The organism is Pseudomonas sp. GD04058 (assembly GCF_029836855.1).
Taxonomy (GTDB): domain Bacteria; phylum Pseudomonadota; class Gammaproteobacteria; order Pseudomonadales; family Pseudomonadaceae; genus Aquipseudomonas; species Aquipseudomonas bharatica.
In genome coordinates, this window is the sequence record NZ_JAOECN010000010.1 from 112,396 (window position 1) to 129,041 (window position 16,646).

Sequence of the window (16,646 nt, forward strand, 5' to 3'; positions counted from 1 at the left end):
ACCGCGCATCTATTCCAGTACGCCACCCACCGCATTCCGATAGATCCGCGCATAATCGCCGGCCCCCAGCGGCAGCGCATTGGTCTGCGATGACGAGATATCCGCCAGCGCCAGTTCTCCCACCAGAGCCGCATCGTCGCCATTCAACCCAAGCTCGGCCAACGTTGCCGGAATCCCCACCCGTGCCCGCAATTCCAGTACCCATGCCAACAAGCCGTCGAAGCTGCCATCTTCCAGCTCGAGATAGCGTGCCAGCCGTGCAGCATCGCCCTCTATCGCGCTGCGATTGGCCACCAGCACGTACGGCAGCAGTACCGCATTGAGCAGGCCATGATGCAGGTGATAGCGCGCGCCTAGCGGGTGGGCGAGGGCATGCACGCCGCCCAGGCCCTTCTGGAAGGCCACGGCGGCGCTGGCCGAGGCGATCAGCATGCCTTCCCGGGCCAGCAGGTCGTTGCCGTCGCGCACGGCGTTTTCCAGATGCAGCCGGACCAGACGTACACCTTCCACCGCGATCCCCGCCGACATCGGATGGCATAGTGGCGAAAACAGCGCTTCGAGATGGTGGGTCAGGGCGTCCATGCCGGTGGCTGCGGTGAGGCCGGGCGGCAGGCCCAGGGTCAGGCGAGGGTCGAGAATCACGCCGCGCGCCAGCATCTCGCGATGACCAATGACTTTCTTCACGCCTTGGGCGGTATCGGTCAGTACCGCTTCGCGTCCCAGTTCCGAGCCGGTACCGGCGGTGGTAGGAATGACGATCAGTGGCGGCAGGTTAAGGGGCGGGTAATCAGCCAGGGTCGGGTAATGCTCAAGCATCTGCGTCCATTCGAACCGTGCCGCGCCCTGCGGATCGCGACTGAGCAGGGCGATGCCCTTGGCGGCGTCGATGGCGCTGCCGCCGCCGAGGGCGATCAGCGAGTCATGACCGCCCTCGGCGAACGCGGCTGCCCCGGCACGAGCGTGCTCCAGGCTCGGGTTACCCGACAGGCCATGGAACAGCCCGTGATCGATGCCTGCCGCTTTTAGATGCTCACGCACGGCACGCAATGGCGGCAACTCCAGCAAGCCAGGATCGGTGACCAGCAACGGGCGATGCATGCCAGCCAGGGCACACCGTTCGCCGAGCACCGTGAGGGCATCGACGCCGCAGAAGATTTCGGTGGGGTAGTTCCAGTAGTGAATCATGGTCGGTTCCTGTGTTCAGGCATGCCTTGTCCCGCCGGGCAGGACGCCGGTGACGGGACAAGGACGGGGGAGGATTACTCGACGGCGCGACCGGCGAAGCTCAGGCTTCTGGCGATACGCCGATGGGGTTTGGCCAGCGCCAGGTAGGTGAGACCGAACAGCGCCAGCGCGGAGAACACCAGCACCACCGCCCAGACCTGGAACCAGGGGGCGCCAGGCGGCGCCAGCAGTTCACGCGGCCAGGCCACGTTGACTGCCTCGAAGAGCAGCCAGAACACGGCCAGCCAGTTGACCGCCAGCCCCTTGCGACCCAATTGCAAGGCGCCTTTGGCCGGGTCCCAGCGCCCGCTGAGGCGCGCGTACAAGGCGCTGGCGGTGACGATCAGGAAAACGAAGAAGAAGCCGCCGCTACCGAAGGCGATAAGCGTGCCCACGGCGGTTGCGTTGAGGCCCAGGATCAGGCCAAGACTGGCCAGCAGCGTACTGCAGAGCATCGCCGCCATCGGCACCTTGCGCTTGTCCACCCGGCGCAGCAGCCCGGACGCAGGCAGGATACCGTCCCTGGCCATGCCGAAGATGGCCCGGCCGATGTAGGTCTGCACCGAGACCACGCAGGCGACGAACGCGACCAGGACGATAGCGACGAAGGGGCGTTCGGCCCAGCGGCCGAACGCATCGGACACCGCCGGAGTGACCGGATCGATGACCTGCCCGCTGACCAGCGCGGCGGGGTCCTTGAACGACAGGGTCACGGCGAAGGCGGTGAGCATCACCGTCAGGCCTACCACCAGCATCGAGCGCAGGATTGCCCGCGGTGTGGAAACGCGCGCATCGGTCGTTTCCTCGGACAGCTGCGAGCAGGCGTCGAAACCGAGAAAGGCCCAGCCGCACACGGCCATGGCAGTCAGCAATCCGCTCAAGTAGGACCCGCCGGACGCGTTTTCCGCGCCCATGCTGCTCAATAGCAGCTCGAATGAATGATTGCGGAAGAACAGCAGCAACAGCACGCCGATGCCGATGGAAGCGATGGCTTCGGCAAGGATGCCGGTGTTGACGAAGTACTTGAGTGGATTGATTCCCAGCAGATTCACCCCGAGCCCCAGCGCCAGCAGCGCGGCTGCGCAGGCCACCTGGGCATTGGCCGAGGGCGGTTCATCGAACAGCAGCAAACCCAGCCAGAAACCGCCGAGATAGGCCACGGTGGTCAGCGAGGCCAGCGCCGCCGCCAGGTACAGGAAACCGGTGAACCAGGCAAGGCGGTCACCGACCAGGTGCCGCACCCACTGGTAGCAGCCGCCGGCCAGGGGAAACTGCGAGGACAACTCGGCATACACCAGTGCCACGCTTAGCTGCAGCAACAGGCACAACGGCACGATCCACACCCAGGAGGGCCCGACGCTGATGGCGCCGAGCGACATCACCGAATAGATGCCGACAACCGGCGAGATGGTGGCGAAGCCCACGGAGAACGACGACCACAGGCTCAGGCCGCGATCCAGCTCCTGGCGGTAGCCGTGGCTGGCGAGCAGGTGCTCGTCGGGATTGGACGGAACGGACATGGGGGATCCTCGGCAGGTATTGGAATTGTTATCGAGATCCGGTGCCTCTTGAGGGCACTCGAGGTTCCGGCACAGCGTATGTCGACGTCGGGTCAGGAAAAATTCATGATTATTGCGACTGGCATCAGTCTTGATTGATGTTTGCCCGCCACGACTAAAGCCCCGGCCACGCCGTTCGTGCTACTCAGGGGACGCCGCGCCCCGGCAAGCCCGGGAGTCTCGGCTAACCTTTGAACTGTTCGTCGATGGAGGGTCTCGAACCTTGCAGTGCTGCCTTCGAGCCTCAAGCCTGGTGCCTTGCGTGCATCAAGGACAACATGGGCATTCCATCGGGCAGGGAACACACGCCAATCGAATCGGGGCTCGCCTCGTGGGAGAAAAGATGAATAACCGGATCATGTGGAGAGGCGCGCTGGTCGGCTTTGCGCTGGCATGCAACCTCGCCGGCGCCCAGGCCGCCGAGCCGAAGAAGGTCGATGTGCTGCTGGTGGGCGGTGGGATCATGAGTTCGACCCTGGCCATCTGGCTCAACGAACTGGAGCCGGGCTGGTCGATGGAAATGGTCGAGCGCCTGGACAAGGTGGCCGAGGAAAGCTCCAACGGCTGGAACAACGCCGGTACCGGCCACTCGGCCCTGGCCGAGTTGAACTACACCCCGGAGAAGGACGGCAAGATCGATATCACCAAGGCGGTGGAGATCAACGAGTCGTTCCAGATCACCCGTCAGTTCCTCGCCTGGCAGGTCAAGAGCGGCGTGCTGAACAACCCGCGTTCGTTCATCAACACCACGCCGCACATGAGCTTCGTCTGGGGCGATGACAACATCAGCTTCCTCAAGCGCCGTTACGAAGCCCTGCAGAAGAGCCCGTTGTTCCGCCCGATGCAGTATTCCGAAGACCACGAGCAGATCAGGAAATGGGTGCCGCTGATGATGGAAGGCCGCGATCCGCAGCAAAAGCTGGCGGTCACCTGGACCCCGATCGGCACCGATGTCAACTTTGGCGAGATTACCCGCCAGTACGTAGGCTACCTGCAGAAACAGCAGAATTTCAGCCTCAAGCTCAACAGCGAGGTCGAGGACATCACCCGCAACGCCGACGGCTCCTGGCGGGTCGAGTACAAGAACCTCAAGGACGGCAGCAAGACCACCACCGACGCCAAGTTCCTGTTCATCGGGGCCGGCGGCGCGGCGCTGCCGCTGCTGCAGAAGTCCGGCATCCCCGAGGCCAAGGACTATGCCGGGTTCCCGGTGGGTGGTTCGTTCCTGGTGACCGACAAGCAGGATATCGCCCTCCAGCACATGGCCAAGGCCTACGGTATCGCTTCCACCGGCGCGCCGCCGATGTCGGTGCCGCACCTGGACACCCGGGTCCTGGATGGCAAGCGGGTGATCCTGTTCGGGCCGTTCGCGACCTTCTCCACCCGCTTCCTCAAGGAAGGCTCGCTGCTCGACCTGTTCGCCAGCATGTCAGTGCATAACGTCTGGCCGATGGTGAGGGTCGGGGTGCGCGAGTTCGACCTGGTCAAATACCTTATCGGCCAACTGATGCAAAACGATGACGACCGTTTCGCCGCCCTGCAGACCTATTTCCCCCATGCGAAAAAGGAAGACTGGCGCCTGTGGCAAGCCGGCCAGCGCGTGCAGATCATCAAGAAGGACGAAAACCAGGGCGGCGTGCTCAAGCTGGGTACCGAAGTGGTGACCTCCAAGGACGGCAGCATCGCCGGCCTGCTGGGCGCTTCGCCGGGTGCCTCGACGGCGCCGCCGATCATGCTCGACCTGATGCAGAAGGTCTTCAAGGACCGGCTGCAGTCCTCGGCCTGGCAGGAAAAGATCAAGCAGATCATTCCCAGCTACGGTACGCACCTGAACGACGACCCGGCGGCGGTGGAGCGGGAGTGGGCCTACACCAGCGAAGTGCTGCAACTGGCGCCTGCGCCGGGGATCGATCAGCGCCAGGACGCGGGTAACCCGCAGAACATCGACCCGCTGGGCGAGCCGGGTGCCGGAGCCGACCCGGATATCAACCCGCAGGGAGAGCAATAGCACGATCACCGAAGGCCGCAGACGCGGCCTTCGGGCTTTTTGCAGGCGTCCGTCCGTCGCCTGGTTTGAACACCCTGGCCAAGCGGACCCTCAGTTTTCACGTAGGGCATACCAAGGCCCGGCACCACCGTTCCCCCAAGGTCCGCATGATCCTGGCCAACGAGGACACGCATGCAAGCAGGGACGACTTCTACCAGCGCAAGCCGCAGCCGCCTGACACGGCAGCTGATCCTGGGTTTTTCCGGTGCCATCCTGTTGATCCTCGCGGTCGGCCTGGCGTCCCTCTACCGCATCGTCGTGGCCCTCGATGAACGCGAGCAACTGCGCAGCGCCTTTCTCGCCGGTTCGGTCCGGCAAAGCCTGGAGAAGTCCGAGAAGACCTACTTGCTGTCCCATGCCTTCTGGCAGGCGGCCTACGACGAGCTGGGCATCGGCAACAACCGCCAGTGGGCCTACGCCGAGGACAATATCGGCCCGACCCTGTACAGCAGCGATGGTTATGCCGGGGTTTTCGTCATCGACGAAAACACCACCAGCTACGCGGTCGTCGACGGGCAGCTCAGCGACCAGCCGCTGGAGGCCCTGACCCCGGCAAAGCAACGGATCCTGGCGCAGGCGCGGGTGGCATTGCTGGACGACCAGGCTGCATCGGGCTATATCCGCTTTCGCGATGGCCCGGCGCTGTTCAGCGCTGCGGTGATCCGCCCGCCGCAATTGCCCCATCACGTCCCCGGGCCGCAACGGGTGCTGGTCTTCGTCCGGCCCCTGACCCCGGTGGTATTGCAGCCTTTGGCCGATAGCGTCGGCCTGGCTTCGTTTTCGGTCACTGCGCGTGGCTATGACGCGCCGGGCGAGGACCGCATGCGCCTGGACAACAGCGGCTACTGGCTGGTGTGGCCGGTCCAGCGTCCTGGCAGCGAGCTGGCCCTGACCGTGATGCCGCCGCTGGCCCTGGCGACCCTGGTGATCCTCCTGGCCATGCTCGCCTTCGCCCGCCAGGCCTTGAGCGTCAGCGCGCGCAACGACCGCAACTATCAGGAACTGGCAGCGTCCCGCGAAGCCTTGAAAGTCAGTGAGGAGCGTTTCAAGGCGGTGGCCGAGGCGGCCTCGGACTGGATCTGGGAAACCGATGCCCAGCTCCGGCTCACCTACCTGTCGGGGCGTTTCGCCGAACTGACCGGCTACCTGGTGCAGGAGTGGCTGGGCCGGCCCTTGACCGACCTGATGAGTTGCGACACTGCCCATCTGCAGCACTGGCTGGCGCAACTGGGCAGCGTCAACGGCTCCGACAGCCTGCGCTGCCAGTACCGTGACCACCTCGGCCAACAGCGTATCTGCCGACTGACGGCGCGGCCGGTGTTGCATCACGAGCAGCTCCAGGGCTTTCGCGGTACCAGCTTCGACATCACCGATGAAGTGGCGGCCCATGCCCGTATCCAGCACTTGTCGCAGCACGACGCCCTGACCGGCCTGCCCAACCGCAACAAGCTGTTCGCCTTTATCGAACAGGCCCTGCTGGAAGGGAAGGCGGACCTGGCTGTGCTTATCCTGGACCTCGACAACTTCAAGCCGATCAACGATCACCTCGGTCACCCGGCCGGCGATGCGGTGTTGATCGAAGTGGGGCGGCGCCTGGGAACCATCACCCGCGACAGCGACCTTGTGGCCCGTCTGGGCGGTGACGAGTTCGTCCTGGTGGTGGCGCGGCCGGGCACCCGGGAGGAAATGGATGCCCTGTGCCAGCGGGTCATCGTTACCCTGCGCCGGCCCATCGAGCATGACGGCCAGCAATTGCATATCGATGCCAGCCTTGGCGTGGTGCTGTCTCGCGAGCACGGCGGGCAGCCGGCGGACCTGATCAAGTACGCCGATATTGCCCTGTACAACGCCAAGGCGGCCGGCAAGGGCAATTGGCTGCACTTCTCGGCGCAGATGAACGATGCCGTGCAGGGCAAGCGCACCCTGGAGCGCGAGCTGGCGCTGGGCATCGAACAGGGGCAACTGGTCCTGCATTTCCAGCCACGCTTTTTGATCGATGGGGTCACCGTGGCGTCGGTGGAGGCCCTGGTGCGTTGGCAGCATCCACAACGCGGCCTGATCGGGCCGGACGAGTTCATCCCGCTGGCCGAGGAGTCCGGGCTGATCGTCCAGCTGGGCAACTGGGTGCTGCGCGAGGCTTGCAGCACGGCCAAGGCCTGGCCGCAGCCGGTGCTGGTGTCGGTGAACATGTCACCGGCGCAGTTCACCCGCAGCAATGTCGTGCGCGATGTCCGCGAGGCCTTGCTGCACAGTGGCCTGCCGGCGCACCGCCTGGAGCTGGAAATCACCGAGAACGTGATGCTCAACGACATCGAGAACGCCCTGGCGACCATGACCGCCCTCAAGGAGCTGGGCGTGCGCCTGAACATGGACGACTTCGGCACCGGCTATTCGTCGCTGGGCTACCTGCGCACCTATCCGTTCGACAGCATCAAGATCGACAAGCGCTTCGTCCAGGCCCTGGGCAAGAGCGACAGCGACCGCAGCGTGGTGCAGGCGATCATCAACCTGGGCAACGCCATGGGCATGACGGTCACCGCCGAAGGGGTCGAGACCGAGCGGCAACTGGACCTGCTCAGTGCCGACCAGTGTCATGAAGTACAGGGCTATCTGCTGAGCCGGCCGGTGGAGAATCGCGTGCTGGTAGGGATGATGAAGAATGTATGAAGGCATCTGCGGCTCCCACAGGGACGGTATAATGCTGAGCCTGCCGGTGGAGAACCGCGTGCTGGTAGGGATGATGAAGAATGGGTGAAGGCATCTGCGGCTTGCACACAACCCTGTGGGAGCTGGCTTGCCAGCGATGAGGCCGGCCCGGGCAGTGGTGTTGTGAGTTCAGGCCCAATCGCTGGCAAGCCAGCTCCCACAGGGACGTTGCAGGCCGCAGATGTTCACTGCCCTGGTGTGCACTTCAGCCTCCGGCAGCAACCGCCCCGGCATATCCTCCAGCAGCCGCCGCGTATAGTCGCTTCCCGGTCGCCCGAATACCTCTTCGGTCGGGCCTTGGTCCACCAGCCGCCCCTGGCTCATTACCAGTACCTGGTCACTGATCCCGCGTACCGTCGCCAGGTCGTGGGAGATGAACAGATAGGTCAAGCCAAGTTCCTCCTGCAAACGCTGCAACAGATCCAGCACCTGCGCCTGCACCGGTGCGTCCAGCGCCGACAGCGGCTCGTCCAGCACCAGCAGCTCCGGCTCCGCCGCCAGTGCCCGGGCTATCGCGACTCGCTGGCGCTGGCCGCCGGAGAGCTGGGCAGGGCGGCGATGCAGCAGGTCGCCCGGCAAGCCGACCCGTTCGAGCAGCGCCAGTACCCGTGCCCGATGATCGCGCCGCTGGCCTATCCCGAACGCTCGCAGCGGTTCGCTGACGATCGCCAGCAGATCCTGGCGCGGATCCAGCGCGGCATAAGGATTCTGGTAGACCAGTTGCACTCGCCGCCGGTAAGCGTGCAGTTGGCGGCGACCGGCCCCGAGCACCTCGAGGCCGTCGAAGCGCACGCTGCCGGAGCTGGCCTGTTCCAGGGCGAGAATGATCCGCGCCGTGGTGGATTTGCCCGAGCCGGACTCGCCCACCAGGCTGGTGGTGGTGCCCCGTTGCAGGCTGAAGCTGACACCATCCACCGCCGCCGCCCCGCGCTTGTCGAAGCGCCGGTTGAGGCTGGTGACCTGCAGCAGCGCCGGTTCCCGGCTCACCGTTGGCGCCACGCGACGCTGTTGCAAGCGCGCCAGCGGCGAGGCCTGGAGCAACTGGCGGGTGTAGGGGTGCGCCGGCGCATGCCACAGTTGCGCCGGAGTACCGCTTTCCAGCAGGCGACCGTGGCGCATCACCAGGATCCGGTCGGCGCGATCCAGCGCCACCGCCAGGTCATGGGTGATCAGCAGCAGGCTGCTGCCACGCTCGCGGACCAGTTGCTGCAAGCGGTCGAGGATCTGCCGCTGCACGCTGACATCCAGGGCGCTGGTGGGTTCGTCGGCGATCAGCAGCGGCGGGTCGTTGGCCAGGGCAATGGCGATCAGCACCCGCTGGCACATGCCCCCGGACAGTTGATGGGGATAACGGGCGAGCAGGGTTTCCGGCGCCTTGAGGCCGACCTCCCGGAGCAGTTCCAGGGCACGCGGACGGGCCTGGGCCAGGGGCATGCCGTGCACGGTCATGGCTTCCACCACCTGGGCCCCGATGGTCTTCACCGGGTCCAGCGAGGTACCCGGATCCTGCGGCACGAAGCCGACCAGGCGGCCACGACGCTGGCGCCAGGCATGTTCGTCGAGGCTGTCCAGCGCCTGGCCCTTGAACCACAGCTGCCCGTGCTGCTGCGCCGCTTCGGGCAACAAGCCGGCCAGCGCCGCAGCCGTGGTGGATTTGCCGGAGCCAGACTCGCCGACCAGGCAGACGATCTCGCCTGCCGCGATGTCCAGGTCCAGCCCTTGCACGGCGGCCTGCGCCGCCCCCGGATACTCGACCCCGAACTGGCGGATACGCACCAATGGCGTACTCATGGATGTTCTCCCTGAAGACGTTGCAAACCCCGGCCAAGCTGCTGGGTGGCGAGCACGACGCCGGCCACCACCAGCCCCGGCAGGGTGGTGTACCACCAGGCGGCGACCATGTAGTTGCGCCCTTCGGCAATCAACAGGCCCCATTCCGGTTGCGGCGGCGGGGCGCCAAAGCCAAGGAAACTGAGGGCCGAGACCGCCAGCACCGCGCTGGCGAACTCCAGTGCCGCCAGGGCGAGCAACGGCCCGGCGGCATGGGGCAGTACATGCCGGCAAAGATTGGTCCAGGAACCAACGCCGACCACCTGGGCGGCTTCGACGAAGACCCGGCTGCGCCAGCGCAGGACTTCGCCCCGGGCCAGCCGGGCGAACACCGCCACCGACGACAGCCCCACCGCGATGGCGATCTCCAGCGTGCCGAAACCCAGGGCGGTGACGATGGCCATGGCCAGCAGCAGGGCCGGAATCGCCATCAGCACCTCCACCAGCACCGCCAGCACGCGGTCGGCCGCGCCACCGAACCAGCCAGCGATGCCGCCGAGCAGGGTTCCGGCCAGCAGTGCGATGACCACCGCAATGGCCGTGGCCTGCAACGACAGTGCTGCACCGTATACGCAACGGGCATACAGGTCGCGGCCCAGATGGTCGGTGCCGAACCAGTGCTGCGCCGAGGGCGCGCGCAGGGTCTGGGTGGGGTCGGCCAGCAACGGATCGAGGCTGGTGAACAGCCCGGGAAAGAACGCCCAGCCCAGCAGAAGCACGAACAGCACCAGGCTCAGCGCTACTGGCAAGCCAGGCCGGTAGCGCCACGCAGGCAAGGAGGAAATGGCGGGGTGCAGGATCATGGTCGGCTCCCTTGGCGAATGCGTGGGTCCAGCAACGGGTAGAGCAGGTCGGTGAGCAGGTTGGTCAGCACATAGAGGGCCGCGGCCAGCAGCACCACGCCCTGGACCACGGCGATGTCCTGGCTGGCCACCGCCGCCTGGGCCAGGCGGCCCACGCCGTCACGGGAGAACACCGTCTCGGTGACCACCGCACCGGCCAGCAGATTGCCCAGCAGGGTGCCGGTCAGGCTGAGCAGGGGGATCGAGGCGTTATGCAGGATATGCCGCCACAGCAACGACCAGCGCCCGACCCCCTTGCTGCGCAGGGCCTGGACGAAGGGCTGCTGGCTGACGCTGGCGATGGAACGACCGAGCACCTGGGCGATCATCGCGGCGCAGGGCAGGGCCAGGGTGACAGCCGGCAGCACCAGGCTGGCGAGACCGTGATCGCCCATCGCCGGCAACCAGTGCAGGCGGAAGGAGAACAGTTGCAGCAACAGCAGGCCAACCCAAAAGGTTGGCAGCGATACCACCAGCGCCGGCGCATTGTGCAGCGCCGCCTGCAGCGGGCGCCGGCGCACCTGGTGGGCCGCCAGGGCCACGCCGATGCCCAGCGGCACGGCGATCAGCAGTGCGGCAAAGGCCAGGGCCAGGGTTGCCGGAAGGGCTGCGGCCAGGGCCGCCGCGACCGGCTTGCCAGTCTGCAGCGATACGCCAAGGTCCAGGTGCAGCAACCGCCACAGGGCGCCGCCGTACTGCTGCCAGAGACTGCCGTCGAGGTGATAGCGAGCCCGCAGTTCGGCGACCTGTGCCGGATCCGCCGTGCCCGGTTCGCCGCCCTGGGCGAGCAGGATGCCGACCGGATCGCCCGGCAGCGCATAAAGAATGGCGAACGACAGGCTGAAGGCCGCCCACAGCACCAGCAGGGCCTGGGCCAGACGCCAGAATGCAGAGGTGTGCATGCTCAGTGGCCTCCCGGTTGTGCCAGCCAGGTGTCGTAGAACTGCAGGCGCGTCGAGGCCTCGTAGTGCAGGCCGTGCACCACGTCGCGGAAGGCGGTGACGGTGGCCATTTCCACCAGCGGAAGCACATGGCCCAGGTCCAGCAATTCGGCGCTGGCCTGCTGGATCAGCGCGCCGCGTTTCTGCCCATCGAGGCTGGCCGCCGAGTCGAGCAGCAGCCGGTCGAGCGGCAGCGGTGCGCGAACGTTGACGTTGCGTCCCGGAGACAGGAATACCGTGCGCAGTACGTCCGGATCGGCGCGGGTCAGGTTGAAGAACCACAGGCTGTAGTCGAGGGAGGTCTGTTGCAGGCTGACCTGGCCGATGGTGGATTTGTTCAGGCGCAACTCGACGCCGATCTTGCGCAGTTGTTGCTGTACCAGCTCCAGCACCGGGGTGGTGGCCTGCCAGTAGTCGAGGGTGAAGCCCAGGCGCTTGCCGTCGCGCTGGCGCCAGCCATCGGCACCCTTGCGCCAGCCGGCGTCATCCAGCAGCTTTTCCGCGCCCGCCGGATCGTAGGCCAGATGACTGCTCAGGTCCTGGTAATACGGCGTGCTGCTCGCCAGTACCGAGGTCGCGGGCTTCTGGTAACGGGAAATCACGCCCTGGAACTGGCTGCGGTCGATGGCCTTGTTCAGCGCCTGGCGCACTGCCAGTTCATCCAGCGGCGCCCGCGAGACATTCGGCGTCAGGCTGAAGACGATGCCCGGGTTGGGGCGGTTGATCGAGGGCACGCCCTGGGCTTGCAGCACCGCTTCGTCCTGCACCGGCACACTGGTGTTCACGTCGATCTGCCCGGACAGCAGGCTGCCCAGGCGCACGCCGGACTCGGGGAGGATATGGAACTCGATGGCGTCCAGCCAGGCGCGGCCCTGATGCTGGGCAATCGAAGACGGCCACCGGTAGTCGGGGCGGGCTTCGATGCGCACCAGCCTGTTGTGCTCGAAGCTTTTCACCGTGAACGGCCCGGAGCCCACCAGGGCGCCCTGGCAGCGCTCCTCGGCGGTGCGTTTCAAGGTGTCGAGGGAAAACAGCCCGAGGCTCATGGTTGAACTGGCCTGGAGGAACTGGGCGTTGGGTTGCTTGAAGGTGACGCGTACGCTCGACGGGCCGGTGACCTCCACCGATTCAAGGCCCGCCAGGTAGGTCCCGGCCAGTTGCGCGCGTGCGCCAAGCGCGACGATCGCCTCGAAATTGGCCTTCACCGCCGCCGCATCCAGCGGGCTGCCATCGGCGAAGGTCACGCCTTCGCGCAGGTGGAAATCGAACTGTCGCGAGTCCTCGCTGACTTCCCAGCGCTCGGCCAGCCAGGGCAGGATCTCGGCGCTTTGCGGGTCCTGGTCGGTAAGCGAGTCCACCAGTTGCCGGCCCACGTTGAGCGCGGTGTTGTTGCCGGCCTGCTGCGGATCGATGCAGTTCGGGTCGCCGTCGAAGGCCACGCGCAGTACGCCGCCAGTCTGCGGCTGCGCCGGGGTGCCGGTGGCGGCCGCTTGCTCGGGCTTGCCGTCGCAGCCGGCCAGGGCCACGGCGATGGCCAGGATTGCCAGGGGTCGAATCATGGGCGCTCCTCAGAAAAACCGGTTGGTGCGGTAGGGCAGGCCGAGGTTTTCCCGCAGCGTGGTACCGGCATATTCGCGCTGGAACAGGCCACGGCGTTGCAGCTCGGGGACCACACCGTCGACGAAATCGTCGATGGCCGAGTGCAGGCCGCTGAACATGATGTTGAAGCCGTCGGCGGCACCTGCTTCGTACCAGGCATGCAGGTCATCGGCGATGCTTTCCGGGGTGCCGATCAGGATCCGATGGCCGCCGGAGGTGAGCTGGTTGAATAGCTGGCGCACGGTCGGGCGCTCGCGGCGGATCAGGTCGAACACCAGCTTCTGCCGGCTCTGGTGGGTGTTGGTGGTGAAATGCTCCGGTGGCAATGGCACCACTTCGTCGAAGGGCAGTTCGGACAGGTCGTAGCCGAGGCTGACGAACTTCGAAATCGAGCTGAGGAAGGCCTTCGGCTCCAGCAGTTCCTGCTGGCGGTCGTATTTGGCCTGGGCTTCGGCGAGGGTTTTGCCGACTACCGGGGACACGCCGGGAAGGATCTTCAGCTCATTGGCGCCACGTCCGAAAGCAGCGGCCGCGGCCTTGGTTTCCTGGTAGAAGGCGCGCCCCTGCTCGATGGTGTGCTGGGCAGTGAAGATCAGTTCGCCGACCCGCGCCGCCAGGCGCTTGCCCGCCACCGAGGCGCCGGCCTGGGCCACCACCGGATGGCCCTGGGGCGAGCGCGATACGTTGAGCGGGCCGCGGACCTGGAAGTGCTCGCCCTGGTGGTCGAGCACGTGCAGCTTGTCGATGTCCAGCCAGGTACCGCTGGCCTTGTCCTGGATAAAGGCGTCGTCGGCCCAGCTGTCCCACAGGCCGCTGACCACGTCGTAGAACTCCTCGGCGCGGGCATAGCGGTCGTCATGCTCGACATGCTCCTGGCGATTGAAGTTCTCGCCGCCGCCCAGGGAGGTGACCAGGTTCCAGCCGGCCCGGCCACCGCTCAGGTGGTCCAGCGCAGCGTACTTGCGCGCCACGTTGTAGGGCTCGTTGTAGGTGGTGCTGGCGGTGGCGATCAGGCCGATATGACGGGTGCTGGCGGCCAGCGCCGGGGCCAGGATCAGCGGGTCCCAGCGCACGCTGTTGGGCCCGCGTTGCAGGGCCAGGTCGAGCTTGACGTCGAGGGTGTCGTTGAAGAACAGCGAGTGGAAGCGCCCGGCCTCCAGCTTGCGCGCGATGTACTGGTAGTGCTCCAGGCTGCGGAAGGTATCCAGCGGCGCCTCCGGCAGGCGCCAGGCGCTGCCGCTGAGGGTGCCGGGGATGAAGGCGCCGAGTACGAACTGGCCTTGGCTCATGAACATTCTCCTGGCGCCCGCCGAACGAGGCGGGCGCTCGATCGTTGGGGTCAGAAGTTGTAGGCGACGCGGGTGTACCAGAAGCCGCCGTACGGATCGAACGGCGAGATCGAACCGAATTTAGGGAAACCGTTGACGTCGCCGGCCGGGTAGGCGTTGTTATCGGCGCGCACGTCGAACAGGTTGTTGGCGCCCACGGCGATATCGAAGTTGTCGGTGACCGCATAGGCCACTTCCAGGTCGGTGAGCCACTTGGCGCCGTAGGTCACGTCGTAGTTGGGGTTGGCGTCGCGGGCGGTGACCTTGTCGTAGCGGGTCACGGCGGCGTTGACGGTAAAGCGCTCGATCTGCCAGTTGGCGCTGAGGATCAGCTTGGTCTTGGGGTTGGCCACGGTGAGGTAACCCTGGGCCACGCGGTCGAACAGTTCAAGATTGTTGCCGGCGGCCTTGAGGGCGGCCGGGGTCTGCTTGATGTCGTCGATATCGGTCTTGTTGTAGTTGGCGCCAATGCCGTATTTCACCCGGCCGAACTGGCCGTAATCGACCCGGTAGTCGGCCACCAGGTCGATGCCGCGGGTGGTGGTGTCGGCGGCATTGGTGAAGTACTTGATGCGGTAGCCGGGCTTGTAGCCGTTGGCGACGAGGATCTGATCGACGCCGTTGCCGTAGAGGAAGCCGGTCAGCGCGATGCGGTCGCGGATCTCGATCTGGTAGGCATCGAGGGTCACGCTGGCCTGGGGCAGCGGCTGCCAGGTCAGGCCGAGGCTGATGTTGCGCGACTTCTCCGGGCTCAGGTCCTCGGCGCCAAGGGCCTTGGCCAGGGCTGAGTCGACCCGGGCGGTCTTGGCCTCGACGAACTGCGACACGCCGTTGACCGTGGTGTACTGGTTGGCGGTCTGGGCGTAGGTGGACTGCGACAGCGATGGTGCGCGGAAGCCGTTGCTCACCGTGCCGCGCACGGCGAAGGTCGGGGTGAAGTCATAGCGCGCGGTGAGCTTGCCGCTGCGGGTATTGCCACTGTTGTCGTCGTATTTCTCGAAGCGTGCGGCGGCGCCCAGGTAGAGCTTCTCGGTGGGGTTGAAGCCCAGGTCCAGGTAGCTGGCGTAGCTGTTGCGACTGGCCTGGCCTTCGTCTTCCGGGGTCAGGGTGATCGCGCCCTGGGCGCCCACCGAGCCGGGTTGTCCGGCCAGCGGGCCGCTGGGGTAGATATAGCCACCGTTGATCCACGACAGCGGGTCGTCCGACTCGGTCTTGTAGCGCTCGTGGCGGTGCTCCAGGCCCCAGGACACCTGCAGCGGCTTGCTCAGGCCGACCTCGAAGGCACGGGTCAGGTCAAGGTTGTTGGTCCACTGGTCGAAGGTATTGCTGTAGGTATCGAAGTGGGTCGGGCTGCTGGGGCCGAGGGAGGCGTTGAGGGTTTCGTCGGCGCCGGCCTGGCTTTTCGCCCGGCCGAAGGTGGAGCTGAGGTCCCAGTGCCACTCGGCGATCTCGCCCTTGCCGCCGGCAGCGGCCTGGTAATCGGTTTCCTTGAGGGTGTAGAAGGGCGCGGTGCCGTCCGGGTAGATCTGCGTAATGATGTTGGTCGAGTTGGGGCGCCGGTAGTTCTGCCCGCCCTTGGCATCGCGCTGGCTCAGGGTCGAGAAGGAATACAGGGTCAGGTCGTCGCTCACCGGCAGTTCGGCGTTGTACGACAGGTTGATCGCCTTGATCTTCGGCAGGCCGTTCTTCTGCACTTCGCGGTCGGCCGTGGCGTTGCGCGGGTCGCCGGCGAAGTACAGGTTGCCGGTGGCCTCGCGGGAACGGGTAGCGGTCTGCACGGACTTGGCATCCAGGGCGTAGTTGAAGAAGCCGCCGTTGTCGCCAAGGGCCAGGCCCTGGTTGAGGGTCTGGCGCAGGTTACCGCCGTCGCCGTCCTCGTAGTACTGGCCATATTGGGTGCTGACCGAGCCGCCGTTGTCGTTCTGCTTGAGGATTATGTTGATCACCCCGGCGATGGCGTCGGAGCCGTACTGGGCCGAGGCACCGTCGCGCAGCACTTCGACATGGTCGATGGCGCTGATCGGGATCATGTCCAGGTCCACCGGGTTGGTGCCGTAGGCGGCGGTGGAGTCGAGGTTGATTACCGAACTGTTGTGGCGGCGCTTGCCGTTGACCAGCACCAGCACGTTGGAGCCGTTCAGGCCGCGCAGGCTGTAGGGGCGGGCGACGCTGTCGTTGGAGGTGCCGGAAGGGCGCTGGGAAAACGACGGCAGGGTTTTCTGCAGGGCTTCGCGCAGGCTGCTGGAGCCGGTCTGTTCGAGCTGCTTGCTGTCGATCACGTCGATCGGTGCCGGGCTGCTGGTGACGGTGCGCACCTCGCTGCCGCGCGAACCGGTGACGATCACCGTGCCGAGCGCGGTATCGCTGTCGGCGGCCAGCGCCAGCGGGTTGAACAGGTAGCCGGCGAGCAGCGCCGGGGCCATGGACAAGGGAGTGAATACGGACTTCATGACGGTTCCTAAGGGTTCGATTGGCAGTCAGGCCCTGGATGTGCGATCGAACGGGCTCTCATAGGTTGTTTCACGTTTTCCAGGCATGGCCGGGCCTGCGGGAGGTCCATTGCTCCCGTG

Annotated in this window: 10 protein-coding genes; 2 read left to right on the forward strand and 8 right to left on the reverse strand. The window is 66.0% G+C overall.

Annotated elements, in window-relative coordinates; translation table 11 throughout:
• Positions 1-9: 9 nt before the first annotated feature.
• Together N7650_RS11560 and N7650_RS11565 are read right to left on the reverse strand one after the other, a co-directional pair.
• Positions 10-1,185: an iron-containing alcohol dehydrogenase gene (locus N7650_RS11560; protein ID WP_279898274.1), complete on the reverse strand. Its 1,176-nt coding sequence runs from the start codon at positions 1,183-1,185 to the stop codon at positions 10-12.
• Positions 1,186-1,259: 74 nt separating this feature from the next.
• On the reverse strand, positions 1,260-2,744 hold the full coding sequence (locus N7650_RS11565) for an APC family permease (RefSeq protein WP_279898276.1): 1,485 nt from the start codon (positions 2,742-2,744) through the stop codon (positions 1,260-1,262).
• A gap of 397 nt (positions 2,745-3,141) precedes the next feature.
• Here N7650_RS11565 and mqo point away from each other — a divergent pair, with 397 nt between their 5' ends.
• On the forward strand, positions 3,142-4,791 hold the full coding sequence (gene mqo, locus N7650_RS11570) for a malate dehydrogenase (quinone) (RefSeq protein WP_009395405.1): 1,650 nt from the start codon (positions 3,142-3,144) through the stop codon (positions 4,789-4,791).
• Positions 4,792-4,962: 171 nt separating this feature from the next.
• Entirely contained in the window at positions 4,963-7,497 is a 2,535-nt protein-coding gene (locus N7650_RS11575; RefSeq protein WP_279898277.1) for an EAL domain-containing protein, read from the forward strand.
• Positions 7,498-7,665: 168 nt separating this feature from the next.
• Here the strand turns inward: N7650_RS11575 and N7650_RS11580 are convergent, their stop codons facing one another.
• From N7650_RS11580 to N7650_RS11605, 6 genes are read right to left on the reverse strand one after another with little or no spacing between them, the layout of a single operon-like run.
• On the reverse strand, positions 7,666-9,327 hold the full coding sequence (locus N7650_RS11580; RefSeq protein WP_279898279.1) for an ABC transporter ATP-binding protein: 1,662 nt from the start codon (positions 9,325-9,327) through the stop codon (positions 7,666-7,668).
• Entirely contained in the window at positions 9,324-10,169 is an 846-nt protein-coding gene (locus N7650_RS11585; RefSeq protein WP_279898281.1) for an ABC transporter permease, read from the reverse strand. Before N7650_RS11585 ends, N7650_RS11580 begins: the two co-directional genes overlap by 4 nt.
• Positions 10,166-11,110 (reverse strand): ABC transporter permease, encoded by a 945-nt coding sequence (locus tag N7650_RS11590; protein WP_009395410.1) that lies wholly within the window; start codon positions 11,108-11,110, stop codon positions 10,166-10,168. The genes N7650_RS11585 and N7650_RS11590 overlap by 4 nt, the downstream gene beginning before the upstream one ends.
• Before the next feature lie 2 nt (positions 11,111-11,112).
• Positions 11,113-12,708, reverse strand: a complete 1,596-nt coding sequence (locus N7650_RS11595) for an ABC transporter substrate-binding protein (protein ID WP_279898282.1) — start codon at positions 12,706-12,708, stop codon at positions 11,113-11,115.
• 9 nt (positions 12,709-12,717) lie between these two features.
• Complete coding sequence (locus N7650_RS11600) at positions 12,718-14,037, reverse strand: LLM class flavin-dependent oxidoreductase (protein WP_064304290.1); 1,320 nt, start codon at positions 14,035-14,037, stop codon at positions 12,718-12,720.
• 50 nt (positions 14,038-14,087) lie between these two features.
• Positions 14,088-16,526 carry a TonB-dependent receptor gene (locus tag N7650_RS11605; protein WP_279898284.1) on the reverse strand — a complete coding sequence of 813 codons (2,439 nt, stop codon included), beginning with the start codon at positions 16,524-16,526 and terminating at the stop codon, positions 14,088-14,090.
• Between the last annotated feature and the right edge of the window lie 120 nt (positions 16,527-16,646).

Coding starts and splice junctions, on each gene's coding strand:
- N7650_RS11560 (WP_279898274.1), bottom strand. CDS start 1,185: ATGATTCACTACTGGAACTACCCCACCGAAATCTTCTGCGGCGTCGAT.
- N7650_RS11565 (WP_279898276.1), bottom strand. CDS start 2,744: ATGTCCGTTCCGTCCAATCCCGACGAGCACCTGCTCGCCAGCCACGGC.
- mqo (WP_009395405.1), top strand. CDS start 3,142: ATGTGGAGAGGCGCGCTGGTCGGCTTTGCGCTGGCATGCAACCTCGCC.
- N7650_RS11575 (WP_279898277.1), top strand. CDS start 4,963: ATGCAAGCAGGGACGACTTCTACCAGCGCAAGCCGCAGCCGCCTGACA.
- N7650_RS11580 (WP_279898279.1), bottom strand. CDS start 9,327: ATGAGTACGCCATTGGTGCGTATCCGCCAGTTCGGGGTCGAGTATCCG.
- N7650_RS11585 (WP_279898281.1), bottom strand. CDS start 10,169: ATGATCCTGCACCCCGCCATTTCCTCCTTGCCTGCGTGGCGCTACCGG.
- N7650_RS11590 (WP_009395410.1), bottom strand. CDS start 11,110: ATGCACACCTCTGCATTCTGGCGTCTGGCCCAGGCCCTGCTGGTGCTG.
- N7650_RS11595 (WP_279898282.1), bottom strand. CDS start 12,708: ATGATTCGACCCCTGGCAATCCTGGCCATCGCCGTGGCCCTGGCCGGC.
- N7650_RS11600 (WP_064304290.1), bottom strand. CDS start 14,037: ATGAGCCAAGGCCAGTTCGTACTCGGCGCCTTCATCCCCGGCACCCTC.
- N7650_RS11605 (WP_279898284.1), bottom strand. CDS start 16,526: ATGAAGTCCGTATTCACTCCCTTGTCCATGGCCCCGGCGCTGCTCGCC.